Origin of the sequence: Pseudomonas sp. FP453 (genome assembly GCF_030687495.1) — a bacterium.
Lineage (GTDB): Bacteria > Pseudomonadota > Gammaproteobacteria > Pseudomonadales > Pseudomonadaceae > Aquipseudomonas.
The window spans coordinates 1,467,222-1,479,198 of record NZ_CP117435.1; the positions used below are offsets into that span (position 1 = coordinate 1,467,222).

Genomic DNA, 11,977 nt, shown 5'->3' on the forward strand with positions numbered 1-11,977 from the left:
CCTGATGGCCCAGAAGATCATTCGCGTCGGCGACATCGAGATTGCCAACGACAAGCCCATGGTGCTGTTCGGCGGCATGAACGTGCTGGAAAGCCGCGACATGGCGATGCAGGTCTGTGAAGAGTACGTCAAGGTCACCGAGAAACTCGGTATCCCTTACGTGTTCAAGGCCAGCTTCGACAAGGCCAACCGTTCGTCCGTGACCTCCTATCGCGGCCCGGGCCTTGAAGAAGGCATGCGGATCTTCCAGGACATCAAGCAAGCCTTCGGCGTGCCGATCATCACCGACGTCCACGAGCCTGAACAGGCTGCCGTGGTCGCCGAGGTGTGCGACATCATTCAGTTGCCGGCCTTCCTGTCGCGCCAGACTGACCTGGTCGTCGCGATGGCCAAGACCGGCGCTGTGATCAATATCAAGAAAGCCCAGTTCCTCGCACCCCAGGAGATGAAGCACATCCTGAACAAGTGCGTGGAAGCGGGTAACGACCAGTTGATCCTCTGCGAGCGTGGTTCGAGCTTCGGCTACAACAACCTCGTGGTGGACATGCTCGGTTTCGGCATCATGAAACAGTTCGAATACCCGGTGTTCTTCGACGTGACCCACGCGCTGCAAATGCCCGGTGGTCGCGCCGATTCCGCTGGCGGGCGCCGTGCCCAGGTGCTGGACCTGGCCAAGGCCGGCATCAGCCAGTCCCTGGCGGGCCTGTTCCTTGAAGCCCACCCGGACCCGGACAACGCCAAGTGCGACGGCCCCTGTGCCCTGCGCCTGGACAAGCTGGAGCCGTTCCTGGCCCAGCTCAAGCAGTTGGACGAACTGGTCAAGAGTTTTCCGACGGTAGAGACCGCGTAAGCCGCGTTTCTCCGGTAAAGTATCCCACGCTAAATGCTCAGGCCCCCGGGCCTGAGCCTTGTCGCCTGCAAGCCTGCCCCGTTGTTCCACCCTTGCGGTCGGTCAAAAGTTTTCCTTCAGCTGCGTCGTTTTCGTCAACTTTGGAGTGTTTACAACAATGGCAAAAATCGTCGACATCAAAGGTCGTGAAGTTCTCGACTCCCGTGGCAACCCCACCGTCGAAGCCGACGTGCTTCTCGATAATGGCATCACTGGCAGCGCCTGCGCGCCGTCCGGTGCGTCTACCGGTTCGCGCGAAGCGCTGGAACTGCGTGATGGCGACAAGAGCCGTTACCTGGGCAAAGGTGTACTCAAGGCTGTCGCCAACATCAACGGCCCGATCCGCGACCTGCTGCTGGGTAAAGACCCGGTTGACCAGAAAGCCCTCGATCTGGCGATGATCAAGCTCGACGGCACCGAAAACAAAGGCAGCCTGGGCGCCAACGCCATCCTCGCCGTATCCCTGGCTGCGGCCAAGGCTGCTGCCCAGGACCAGGACCTGCCGCTGTACGCCCACATCGCCAACCTGAACGGCACCCCGGGTGTCTACTCGATGCCGGTGCCGATGATGAACATCATCAACGGTGGCGAGCACGCCGATAACAACGTCGACATCCAGGAATTCATGGTGCAGCCGGTTGGCGCCAAGTCCTTCTCCGAAGGCCTGCGCATGGGCACCGAGATTTTCCATCACCTCAAGGCTGTCCTGAAGGCCCGTGGCCTGAGCACTGCCGTAGGTGACGAAGGTGGTTTCGCACCGAACCTGGCGTCCAACGAAGATGCACTGAAAGTGATCTCCGAAGCCGTGGCCAACGCTGGCTACAAGCTGGGCACCGACGTGACCCTGGCCCTGGACTGCGCGGCCAGCGAGTTCTACGAAGACGGCAAGTACAACCTGTCCGGCGAAGGCCAGGTGTTCAACTCCGAAGGTTTCGCCGAATACCTGAAGGGCCTGACCCAGCGCTACCCGATCATTTCGATCGAAGACGGCCTGGACGAGTCCGACTGGGATGGCTGGAAAATCCTTACCGACAAGATCGGCGAGAAAATCCAGCTGGTGGGCGACGACTTGTTCGTGACCAACACCAAGATCCTGAAAGAAGGCATCGACAAGAAGATCGCCAACTCGATCCTGATCAAGTTCAACCAGATCGGCACCCTGACCGAAACCCTGGAAGCCATCCAGATGGCCAAGGCTGCGGGCTACACCGCCGTGATCTCCCACCGCTCCGGCGAAACCGAAGATTCGACCATTGCCGACCTGGCTGTGGGCACTTCGGCGGGCCAGATCAAGACCGGTTCCCTGTGCCGTTCCGATCGCGTGTCCAAGTACAACCAATTGCTGCGTATCGAAGAGCAACTGGCTGGCAAAGCCAAGTACAACGGTCGCGACGAGTTTCGCGGCTGAGCTGTAAATGGTAAAAAGTCGGCGGATTGCGTCGGAAAAAACACGACAGTGTAGATTTCGACGCTAATCTCATGGCTATCTAGCACAAGCCTGGTTCTTCCAGGCTTCGTGCTATCAGTTGCTGCAAAAGTTTTGCATGGCTGTCTTTTTTCACTGGATACCCGGATTTCGATGCGCAGTCCCAATTGGTTGTTCCTCGTCTTGCTCTTGTTGCTGGCTGGCCTGCAGTACCGCCTATGGGTGGGTAATGGCAGCTTTGCGCAGGTAAAAGACCTGACCCAGCAAATTGCCGACCAGCACGCCGAAAACGAACGCCTGCTGGAGCGCAACCGCGTCCTCGATGCCGAAGTGCTTGAGCTGAAAAAAGGCACGGAGACCGTTGAAGAGCGGGCTCGTCATGAGTTGGGCATGGTCAAGGAGGGCGAGACCCTCTACCAGTTGGCCCAATGAGTACTGGTTTGCCGGCCTTCTGGGCCGTGATACCTGCCGCGGGCGTCGGTGCCCGTATGGCCGCGGACCGTCCCAAGCAATATCTGCAACTGGGCGGGCGCACCATTCTCGAACACAGCCTTGGCTGTTTTCTCGACCACCCAGCGCTCAAGGGCCTGGTGGTCAGTCTTGCTGCTGATGATCCCTACTGGCCCAACCTGGCCTGTGCTGCCGACCCGCGCATCCAGCGTGCCGACGGTGGTACGGAGCGCTCGGGTTCGGTGCTCAATGCGTTGCTGCAATTGAATGCCTTGGGCGCCAGTGATGATGATTGGGTGCTGGTGCACGATGCGGCGCGACCTAACCTGAGTCGCGATGATCTCGACAAGTTGCTGATGGAACTGGCGGATGACCCCGTCGGCGGCCTGTTGGCCGTGCCGGCCCGCGATACGCTCAAGCGCGTCGACAAGCACGGGCGGGTGGTGGAAACCGTGGATCGCAGCTTGATCTGGCAAGCCTACACGCCACAGATGTTTCGCCTCGGTGCCTTGCACCGTGCGTTGGCTGACAGTTTGGTGGCGGATGCAGTGATTACCGATGAGGCTTCGGCCATGGAATGGTCCGGCCAGGCGCCGCGCTTGATTGAGGGGCGCTCGGACAATATCAAGGTGACCCGGCCCGAAGATCTCGAGTGGTTGCGGTTGCGGTGGGCTAACCGGCGGTAGTCAGTTGCACCGAGTTGACTTCATCGCAGGCAAGCCAGCTCCCACATGGGATCACTTTCTCCTGATACAACTCGGTCAACTGTGGGAGCGGGCTTGCCCGCGATGAGGCCCGCCCAGGCACCCAATATTCAACTGCTGTACTCCGGCCTTTCAGCCAACCCCGCCTTCAAGAAATCCACCAGCTTCCTGACCTTCGGCGACAAATGCCGCTGCTGCGGATACAGCGCCCACACCGCTGTGTTCGGCGGCTGATGCGCCTCCAGCAACGACACCAGCGCCCCACTGTGCAGATGCTCCAGCACGTAATAATCCGGCAACTGGCACAACCCCACGCCTTGCAGTGCTGCATCCAGCACCGCCTGCCCACTGTTGCAGCGCCAGTTTCCCTGCACCCGCTGGGAAAATTCCCGCCCGTCTTGGGCCAGTTGCCAGATGTCCGAACTGCCGATCAGGCAGTTATGCCGAGTCAATTCCGACAAGCTATGTGGCCTGCCATACCGTGCCAGGTAGGACGGTGACGCACACAGGTACATGCGCCGCGGTGCCAGGCGGCTGGCGACCATGCGCGAATCCTGCAGGCGCCCGAGGCGGATCGCCAGGTCGAGGCCTTCGTGCACCAGGTCCAGTTGGCGATTGCTCAGCTCTATATCCACACGCAATTGCGGATACAACGCCATGAACCGCGTCACCAACGGCACGATAAAGCGCTCGCCGTAGGCCACGGCGCAGGTCATGCGCAACATGCCCTTGGGCTCACTGGTAAGGTCGCCGACCGCGCGCAGGGCCTCTTCGCGGCCGTCCTGCAAGCGTTGGCAATGCTGCAGAAAGGTCTGGCCGGCCTCGGTCAGCGTGACCTTGCGGGTACTGCGATACAGCAAGCGCGTTTGCAGCCGCTCTTCCAGGCGTGCCACTTGCCGGCTGATGTGGGACGACGACACGCCCAACCGCTCCGCTGCCGCCGTGAACTGGCTGCATTCGGCGACCGCGACGAATTCGTCGATACCTTCCCAGCGGTTTTCCAACATCGCGATTATCCCTGTGTGGCAATAATGTTTTGCTTTTGCCTGGATTATTCATCACTCGACCATGTTTTACACTCTGCGCCTCAGTTTTTAACTCCCTGGAGAAACCCGGATGATCAAGTCCCGCGCCGCCGTAGCCTTCGAAGCCAAGAAGCCCCTTGAGATCGTTGAAGTGGATGTCGCCATGCCCAAGGCTGGCGAAGTGCTGTTGCGCGTGGTCGCGTCCGGCGTGTGCCACACCGACGCCTACACGCTGTCGGGCGCGGACCCGGAAGGCATCTTCCCGTCGATCCTCGGCCATGAAGGCGGTGCGGTGGTTGAAGCCATCGGCGAAGGCGTGACCTCGGTAGCGGTCGGCGACCACGTGATCCCGCTGTACACCCCGGAATGCGGAAAGTGCAAATTCTGCCTGTCGGGCAAGACCAACCTGTGCCAGGCCATTCGTTCCACCCAGGGCAAAGGCCTGATGCCGGATGGCACCACGCGTTTCTCCTACAAGGGCCAGCCGATTTTCCACTACATGGGTACCTCGACTTTCTCCGAGTACACCGTGCTGCCGGAAATTTCCGTGGCCAAGATTCCTAAAGAAGCCCCGCTGGAAAAAGTCTGCCTGCTGGGGTGTGGCGTCACCACCGGTATCGGTGCCGTGCTCAACACGGCCAAGGTCAAGCCGGGCGACACCGTGGCCATCTTCGGCCTTGGCGGTATCGGCCTGTCGGCGGTGATCGGTGCGGTCAAGGCCAAGGCGGGGCGCATCATCGCCATCGATATCAATCCGGCCAAGTTCGAAATCGCCAAGCAACTGGGCGCCACCGACTGCATCAACCCGAAAGACTACGATCGCCCAATTCAGGATGTGATTGTCGATTTGACTGACGGCGGCGTGGACTTTTCTTTCGAATGCATCGGCAATGTGCAACTGATGCGCGCCGCCCTTGAGTGCTGCCACAAAGGCTGGGGCGAGTCGGTGATCATCGGTGTTGCCGGTGCTGGCCAGGAAATCTCCACCCGTCCATTCCAGCTGGTGACCGGTCGCGTCTGGCGCGGTTCGGCCTTCGGCGGCGTGCGCGGGCGTACCGAATTGCCAAGCTACGTGGAAATGGCCCAGACCGGCGAGATCCCGCTGGACACCTTCATTACCCACACCATGGGCCTGGAAGACATCAACAAGGCGTTTGACCTGATGCACGAAGGCAAGAGCATCCGTACCGTCATTCATTTCTGAAGCAGCGGCCAGCTATAAGCTGCAAGCGGCAAGTGGGGGTACGCCTTGCTTGTCGCTTGAAGCTTGCAACTTGCAGCTAGGAGTCTCCCCATGCCCTTGGAAAATATCTCCTGCCAGAAAAGTTTTGGCGGTTGGCACAAACGTTACAAACACAGCTCCCACGTACTCGGTTGCGACATGACCTTTGCCGTCTACCTGCCGCCGCAAGCGGAGCAGGGCGGCAAGTTGCCGGTGCTCTACTGGCTGTCGGGCCTGACCTGCACCGATGAGAACTTCATGCAGAAGGCCGGCGCCCAGCGCATGGCTGCCGAGCTGGGGCTGATCATCGTTGCGCCGGACACCAGTCCGCGCGGTCCCGGCGTGCCGGGTGATCCGGACAACGCATGGGACTTCGGTCTTGGCGCGGGCTTTTATCTGAACGCTACCCAGGAACCCTGGGCCAAGCACTATCGGATGCATGACTACGTGGTGCAGGAATTGCCGGCGTTGGTCGAAGCGCATTTCCCTGCTTCGGATAAGCGCGGTATCAGCGGTCACTCCATGGGCGGCCACGGTGCGCTGGTCTGTGCGCTGCGCAATCCCGGGCGTTACCTGTCGGTGTCGGCGTTTTCGCCGATCAACAACCCGATGGATTGCCCGTGGGGCCAGAAAGCTTTCTCCCGTTACCTGGGGGAGGAGCGTTCGAAGTGGCGTGAGTGGGACGCTTGCGTGCTGATCAGCGAAGCCGCGGAAAAGCTGCCATTGCTGGTGGACCAGGGCGATCGCGACGACTTCCTCGCCGTGCAGCTCAAGCCCGAAGCCTTGCAACAAGCGGCGAAGGCGGCCGGCCATCCGCTGGAACTGCGTCTGCAACCCGGCTACGACCACAGCTACTTCTTTATCGCCAGCTTCATCGAAGAGCATTTGCGACATCATGGCCGTGCTTTGCTCGGTTAATGTGTGGCAAAAGTAGGTAGAATCACGCCCTGAATTAAATCGGGGCGTTTTTTTATGCGTATTGGCCACGGCTACGATGTGCACCGTTTCGCTGAGGGCGATTTCATCACCTTGGGGGGCGTGCGCATTGCACACCATCATGGGTTGCTGGCTCATTCCGACGGCGACGTTGTGTTGCATGCCTTGAGCGATGCCTTGCTCGGCGCGGCGGCGTTGGGGGATATCGGCAAACATTTTCCAGACACCGATCCCACCTTCAAGGGTGCGGACAGTCGCGTCCTGCTGCGCCACGTCGTGGGCCTGATCCACGCCAAGGGCTGGAAGGTCGGCAACGTCGATAACACCATCGTGGCCCAGGCGCCGAAAATGGCCCCCCATATCGAATCGATGCGCGCGCTGATTGCCGCGGATCTGCAAATTGAATTGGATCAAGTGAACGTGAAAGCCACCACCACCGAAAAGCTCGGGTTTACCGGTCGTGAAGAGGGCATTGCGGTGCACTCCGTCGCCTTGTTGCTGCGCGCATGAACGACCTGCAACTGTTAGGCCCACGGGCCTATGGCGAGGCGTTGGGCAGTGCCGTGCTGAAGGCTACGGCTGAAGATTTCCAGGTCGATGAAGTGCTGGACATCCCGTTGACCGGCGATGGCGAGCACCTGTGGTTGTGGGTCGAGAAGCGTGGCCTCAATACCGAAGAAGCCGCGCGGCGCATCGCCAGGGCCGCTGGCGTGCCGTTGCGTACCGTCAGTTATGCCGGGCTCAAGGATCGCCAGGCGCTGACGCGCCAGTGGTTCAGCGTGCAGTTGCCGGGCAAGGCGGATCCAGACATGAGCGGTGCGGAAAACGACACGCTCAAGATCCTCAAGATCGCCCGCCACAAACGCAAGTTGCAACGCGGTGCGCATTCGGCGAACGGCTTCACCTTGCGCCTGACCCAGTTGGCCGGTGATACCGCGGCCATCGACGCGCGCTTGCAACTGATTGCCCAACACGGCATTCCCAACTACTTCGGCGCCCAGCGTTTTGGCCACAACGGCGGCAACGTGGTTGACGCCCGTGAGTGGGCGGCGCGCAAAGCCTTGCCGGAGCAGCGCAATGTGCGTTCGCGGTTGTTGTCCACGGCGCGCAGTTTCCTCTTCAACAAGGTATTGGCGGCACGTGTTGCCGACGGTTCCTGGCAGCGCGCCCAAGTCGGTGACCTGCTGGCATTTACCGACAGCCGCAGCTTTTTCCCGGCCGGCGAGGCTGAATGCAGCGACCCGCGCCTGGCGATCCTTGACCTGCACCCGACCGGGCCGCAGTGGGGGGAGGGCGATTCGCCCGCCAGCGGTGCGACCCATGCGCTGGAACAGGCCGTCGCCGCCAGCGAAGCCGAGCTGCGCGATTGGCTGGTGAATGCGGGCATGAGCCAGGAGCGGCGCATTCTGCGACTGCCCATTGGCGGGTTGACGTGGCATTATCCCGGGCCTGACATTCTGCAATTGGAATTCGTCCTGCCGGCCGGATGCTTCGCCACTGTCTTGGTGCGCGAGCTTGTTGATCTGGTGCCGGTGGGGCAGACGGACAGCCCATGCGTATTCTGATATCAAACGATGACGGTGCCACCGCACCCGGTCTTGCCGCGCTCTATGCTGCGCTGGAAGACTACGCCGAGTGCGTGGTGGTTGCCCCCGACCAGGACAAGAGCGGCGCCAGCAGTTCGCTGACGCTCGACCGTCCGCTGCACCCGCAGGTTCTGGCCAACGGCTTTATCAGCGTGAACGGCACCCCCACCGACTGCGTCCATCTGGCGATCAACAGCCTGTTGGACCGCGAGCCGGACCTGGTGGTGTCGGGTATCAACCTCGGCGCCAACCTCGGTGACGACGTGCTGTATTCCGGTACCGTGGCGGCGGCTCTTGAAGGGCGTTTCCTCGGTCGTACTTCGTTCGCCTTCTCGTTGGCTTCGCGCCAATTGGACAACCTGCCAACCGCCGCCTATTTCGCGCGCAAGCTGGTGGAGGCCCATGGTTCCCTGGACCTGCCGCCGCGTACGGTGCTCAACGTCAATATCCCCAATCTGCCCCTCGACCGCATCCGTGGCATCCAGCTGACGCGCCTGGGCCATCGTGCCCGTGCGGCAGCGCCGTTGAAGGTGGTCGACCCGCGTGGCAAGGAAGGGTATTGGATCGCCGCCGCCGGCGATGCCGAAGACGGCGGCCCGGGCACTGACTTTCATGCGGTGATGCAAGGTTATGTGTCGATTACGCCGTTGCAACTTGATCGCACCTTCAGTGATGCCTTCAGTAGCCTCGATGGCTGGCTGGAGGCGCTGAACTGATGGGCCGCGAACAAGACGACCTGCTGCGCCGGGGCATCGGGATGACTTCCCAGCGTACCCGTGAGCGTTTGATCCAGCGCCTTTATGAAGAGGGCCTGTCCAACGCCCAGGTGCTGGAAGTGATCCGGCGTACGCCTCGGCACTTGTTTGTCGACGAGGCCTTGGCGCACCGCGCCTATGAAGACACCGCGCTGCCCATCGGCCACAACCAGACCATTTCCCAGCCGTACATGGTCGCGCGCATGAGCGAGTTGCTGCTGGCGGCGGGGCCGCTGGACAAGGTGCTGGAGATCGGCACGGGCTCGGGCTACCAGACGGCGGTGCTGTCGCAGTTGGTGGAGCGGGTGTTTTCAGTGGAGCGCATCAAGGTCCTGCAGGACCGCGCCAAGGAGCGCCTGGCCGAGTTGAACCTGCGCAACGTGGTGTTTCGCTGGGGCGATGGTTGGGAAGGGTGGCCGGCACTGGCGCCTTACAACGGCATTATCGTCACCGCGGTGGCCACTGATGTGCCCCAGGCGTTGCTCGATCAATTGGCCCCGGGCGGGCGGTTGGTGATCCCGGTGGGCTCCGGCGAAGTGCAACAATTGATGCTCATCATCCGTGAAGACGAAGGTTTTTCACGGCATGTACTGGGCGCTGTGCGCTTCGTCCCGTTGCTCAATGGCCCGCTGGCCTGATCATTTATGCGCCGGCAGTGAATTCTGCTGGCGAGGATGTGTCTTACGCCGGGGTCTGTAGAGTCAACATGATGGGTCGCCGGGATTAAACATGATGAATTTTTCGTTTCAGTCGTGTGCCGGTAAAAACCCAATGCCCAGTTATACTTGCGTCATATTTCAAGCCTGATACAGGCATTCATGTTCAGCCACCATAAAGGGAGCGGCGGGTGAGTCTCACAGGTCTTGCGCAGCGTATGAGTAAAACAAGCTTTCAGCGACTGGTGCTTGGCCTTGTCTTGAGTTCCTTGTTGGCAGGGTGTTCCAGCTCGCCAAGCAGCGGCGCGCGGGTGGTTGACCGCAACAGCGCAGCACCGCAAAAGCCGACGGTGACCACCGGGCAATATGTGGTGCGCAAGGGCGACACGATGTTCTCGATCGCCTTCCGTTATGGCTGGGATTACAAGGCACTCGCAGCCCGTAACAATATTCCTGTGCCATACACGATACATCCGGGTCAGACGATTCGCTTTGACGGACGCACCGGTTCAACGCCTGCGACCGTGGTCACAAACAGCACGTCTTCGCCGTCGTCGTCGAGCAAAACCACCATCATCACCCGGCCTGCAGGCACCGCCGCACCTGCGGTTGCGAGCAAGCCTGCACCTGCGCCACTGCCGCCTGCCGGACCGGCACCGACGGGTTGGGGATGGCCCTCAAACGGGGTGCTGATTGGAAAATTCTCTTCAAACGGTAGTTTGAATAAAGGCATTGATATCGCCGGGGATTTGGGACAGCCTGTTTTAGCTGCGTCTGATGGGACAGTGGTGTACGCCGGGAGTGGTTTACGGGGCTACGGCGAGCTGGTCATCATCAAACACAGCGATACCTACGTCAGTGCCTACGGACATAACCGCAGGCTGTTGGTTCGGGAGGGGCAGCAGGTCAAAGTCGGACAGACAATTGCCGAAATGGGGTCAACTGGTACAGACCGGGTGAAACTGCACTTTGAGATTCGCCGCCAAGGGAAACCTGTAGATCCGCTGCAATTCCTACCCCGTCGTTGATTTGTTGTCAGCCTGTTCCCTCACGTAGAAGGAACAGGCTCCAGTGTTGCCAAGGATAAAGGCGACGCTTGAGCTTGAGGTCGAACTCACCAAAGGACTATAACAATGGCTCTCAGTAAAGAAGCGCCGGAGTTTGACATCGACGATGAGCTTCTCCTTATGGGAGAGCACACCGATACGGAATCGATGTCGAATGAGGGACCTGCTGTACCTTCAGTTCGCACCAAATCCAAGAACTCCACCGCGTTAAAGCAACACAAATACATTGATTACACGCGGGCGCTCGATGCGACCCAGCTGTACCTCAATGAAATCGGTTTTTCCCCTCTGCTGACTCCCGAAGAAGAAGTCCATTTTGCGCGCTTGTCGCAAAAGGGCGATCCGGCCGGGCGCAAGCGCATGATTGAAAGCAACCTGCGCCTGGTGGTGAAAATCGCCCGGCGGTATGTCAATCGTGGGCTGTCCCTGTTGGACCTGATCGAGGAAGGCAACCTCGGCTTGATCCGGGCGGTGGAGAAGTTCGACCCGGAGCGGGGCTTCCGCTTTTCGACCTACGCCACGTGGTGGATTCGCCAGACCATCGAACGGGCGATCATGAATCAGACCCGCACGATCCGGTTGCCGATCCATGTGGTCAAGGAGCTCAACGTCTACCTGCGGGCGGCGCGTGAGCTTACCCAGAAACTCGATCATGAACCTTCGCCCGAAGAAATCGCCAACCTGCTGGAGAAACCGGTAGGGGAGGTCAAGCGCATGCTCGGCTTGAACGAGCGCGTGTCTTCGGTCGATGTCTCGCTGGGTCCGGATTCGGATAAAACCCTGCTGGACACCCTGACAGATGATCGGCCTACAGATCCTTGCGAGCTGTTGCAAGACGATGATCTTTCCCAAAGCATTGACCAGTGGCTATCTGAGCTTACGGACAAGCAGCGTGAGGTGGTGATTCGCCGCTTCGGCCTGCGCGGCCATGAGAGCAGTACCCTGGAGGATGTCGGCCTGGAGATTGGCCTGACCCGTGAGCGGGTGCGGCAGATCCAGGTGGAAGGGCTCAAGCGCTTGCGTGAGATCCTGGAGAAAAATGGCTTGTCGAGTGAGTCGTTGTTTCAATAACGGCGCACGCTGAAAGTGTGGGAGCTGGGCTTGTGTGGGAGCTGGCTGGCCTGCGATAGCATCACCTCGGTTTATCAGTTGCATCGAGGTGATGCTATCGCAGGCAAGCCAGCTCCCACATAGGTTTGGCTCCCACATTTTTTATGCCCGGAATAACCAAATCCCAGGCATAAAAAAACCCCGCTTTTAA

At 60.2% G+C, this 11,977-nt stretch carries 13 protein-coding genes; 12 read left to right on the forward strand and 1 reads right to left on the reverse strand.

From position 1 onward, the window contains the following. Positions 1-4: 4 nt before the first annotated feature. The 4 genes from kdsA to ispD all read left to right on the forward strand — a co-directional run bounded on the left by kdsA (position 5) and on the right by ispD (position 3,451). Positions 5-850, forward strand: coding sequence for a 3-deoxy-8-phosphooctulonate synthase (gene kdsA / locus PSH87_RS06575; RefSeq protein ID WP_010212442.1), 846 nt, complete (start codon positions 5-7; stop codon positions 848-850). A 157-nt stretch (positions 851-1,007) separates the two neighbouring features. Then, positions 1,008-2,297 (forward strand): phosphopyruvate hydratase, encoded by a 1,290-nt coding sequence (eno, locus tag PSH87_RS06580; RefSeq protein WP_017739105.1) that lies wholly within the window; start codon positions 1,008-1,010, stop codon positions 2,295-2,297. Positions 2,298-2,468: 171 nt separating this feature from the next. Then, positions 2,469-2,747, forward strand: coding sequence for a cell division protein FtsB (gene ftsB, locus PSH87_RS06585; protein ID WP_003172294.1), 279 nt, complete (start codon positions 2,469-2,471; stop codon positions 2,745-2,747). Then, positions 2,744-3,451 carry a 2-C-methyl-D-erythritol 4-phosphate cytidylyltransferase gene (gene ispD, locus PSH87_RS06590; RefSeq protein ID WP_305432925.1) on the forward strand — a complete coding sequence of 236 codons (708 nt, stop codon included), beginning with the start codon at positions 2,744-2,746 and terminating at the stop codon, positions 3,449-3,451. The genes ftsB and ispD overlap by 4 nt, the downstream gene beginning before the upstream one ends. Positions 3,452-3,579: 128 nt before the next feature. Here ispD and PSH87_RS06595 read toward each other — a convergent pair whose 3' ends face one another. After that, positions 3,580-4,476: a LysR substrate-binding domain-containing protein gene (locus PSH87_RS06595; RefSeq protein ID WP_226455863.1), complete on the reverse strand. Its 897-nt coding sequence runs from the start codon at positions 4,474-4,476 to the stop codon at positions 3,580-3,582. Between the two features lie 109 nt (positions 4,477-4,585). Here PSH87_RS06595 and PSH87_RS06600 point away from each other — a divergent pair, with 109 nt between their 5' ends. From PSH87_RS06600 to rpoS, 8 genes are all read left to right on the forward strand, one after another. Continuing rightward, entirely contained in the window at positions 4,586-5,698 is a 1,113-nt protein-coding gene (locus tag PSH87_RS06600; RefSeq protein ID WP_065926449.1) for an S-(hydroxymethyl)glutathione dehydrogenase/class III alcohol dehydrogenase, read from the forward strand. Between the two features lie 90 nt (positions 5,699-5,788). Further along, positions 5,789-6,634 (forward strand): S-formylglutathione hydrolase, encoded by an 846-nt coding sequence (gene fghA, locus PSH87_RS06605; protein ID WP_305432926.1) that lies wholly within the window; start codon positions 5,789-5,791, stop codon positions 6,632-6,634. 54 nt (positions 6,635-6,688) lie between these two features. Beyond that, positions 6,689-7,162 (forward strand): 2-C-methyl-D-erythritol 2,4-cyclodiphosphate synthase, encoded by a 474-nt coding sequence (gene ispF / locus PSH87_RS06610; RefSeq protein ID WP_012722614.1) that lies wholly within the window; start codon positions 6,689-6,691, stop codon positions 7,160-7,162. Beyond that, positions 7,159-8,217, forward strand: a complete 1,059-nt coding sequence (gene truD / locus PSH87_RS06615; RefSeq protein WP_305432927.1) for a tRNA pseudouridine(13) synthase TruD — start codon at positions 7,159-7,161, stop codon at positions 8,215-8,217. Before ispF ends, truD begins: the two co-directional genes overlap by 4 nt. After that, entirely contained in the window at positions 8,205-8,954 is a 750-nt protein-coding gene (surE, locus tag PSH87_RS06620) for a 5'/3'-nucleotidase SurE (protein WP_017739099.1), read from the forward strand. The genes truD and surE overlap by 13 nt, the downstream gene beginning before the upstream one ends. Before the next feature lie 41 nt (positions 8,955-8,995). Then, positions 8,996-9,631 carry a protein-L-isoaspartate(D-aspartate) O-methyltransferase gene (locus PSH87_RS06625; protein WP_177325361.1) on the forward strand — a complete coding sequence of 212 codons (636 nt, stop codon included), beginning with the start codon at positions 8,996-8,998 and terminating at the stop codon, positions 9,629-9,631. Positions 9,632-9,840: 209 nt separating this feature from the next. Then, positions 9,841-10,677 (forward strand): peptidoglycan DD-metalloendopeptidase family protein, encoded by an 837-nt coding sequence (locus PSH87_RS06630; protein WP_305432928.1) that lies wholly within the window; start codon positions 9,841-9,843, stop codon positions 10,675-10,677. Between the two features lie 105 nt (positions 10,678-10,782). Continuing rightward, positions 10,783-11,787, forward strand: a complete 1,005-nt coding sequence (gene rpoS, locus PSH87_RS06635; RefSeq protein WP_017739096.1) for an RNA polymerase sigma factor RpoS — start codon at positions 10,783-10,785, stop codon at positions 11,785-11,787. Positions 11,788-11,977: the final 190 nt, after the last annotated feature.